The 824-nt window shown below is 63.3% G+C and carries 1 protein-coding gene and 1 pseudogene; both read right to left on the reverse strand.

Annotation, left to right across the window (positions count from 1 at the left end; translation table 11 throughout):
- A partial coding sequence (gene tilS, locus A3730_RS26990) for a tRNA lysidine(34) synthetase TilS (protein ID WP_063539337.1) occupies positions 1 to 396 on the reverse strand: 396 nt, incomplete at its 3' end.
- Between the two features lie 2 nt (positions 397 to 398).
- Positions 399 to 824: pseudogene (locus tag A3730_RS26995) on the reverse strand (acetyl-CoA carboxylase carboxyl transferase subunit alpha); the annotation flags it as partial.

Genomic DNA, 824 nt, shown 5'->3' on the forward strand with positions numbered 1-824 from the left:
ACGCAGCAGCCGGAACAGCAGGGTTTCCGCCTGATCATTGCGATGGTGGGCCATCACCAGTGTTGCGCCCTGGGCGCGCGCCAGCGGCAATAGCACACGATAACGGGCCTCACGGGCACCGGCTTCGAGCCCGTTGGCCATGTCGACAGCCACCGTTTCAATAGCGAGCGGGATACCTTGCTGGTCCGCCAGCGACTGGCAAAAACGCGACCAGCCCTGGCTATCGGCCTGCAATTGATGGTCAATATGAACAGCGGAAAGACGCGGACCCAGACCCGCTTTGATCAGGAGATGAAGCAACAGGCAGGAGTCCAGACCGCCACTGAGGGCCAGCAGCAGAGGCCCGTCGGGGGCCTGTTCAGCCAGCGACTGGCTGAACCCGGCAGCATAGGACATGGTTATTCGTCAGCGGGGTCGCTGGTCACGTTGCCGTAGCTCATCAGGCGCTCGTAACGGCGGTCGATCAGCGCATCCATGTCCATGGCGCGCAGCGATTCCAGCTGGGTTTCCAGCGCCTTGCGAACGGCGTCCGCGGCCTGGTCGTGATCACGGTGAGCGCCGCCCAACGGCTCCTTGATCACTTGGTCCACGATGCCGAGTTCATGCAGCCGGCCGGCCGTCAGGCCCATGGCTTCCGCCGCTTCCGGGGCCTTGTCGGCACTGCGCCAGAGAATCGAGGCACAGCCTTCCGGGGAAATCACCGAATAGGTGGAGAATTCCAGCATCTGCAAATGGTCGCAGACACCGATGGCCAGGGCGCCGCCAGACCCGCCCTCGCCAATGACGGTGGCGATAATCGGGGTTTTCAGCTGGGACATCACACG

The sequence above is a fragment of the Alcanivorax sp. HI0044 genome (assembly GCF_001634945.1).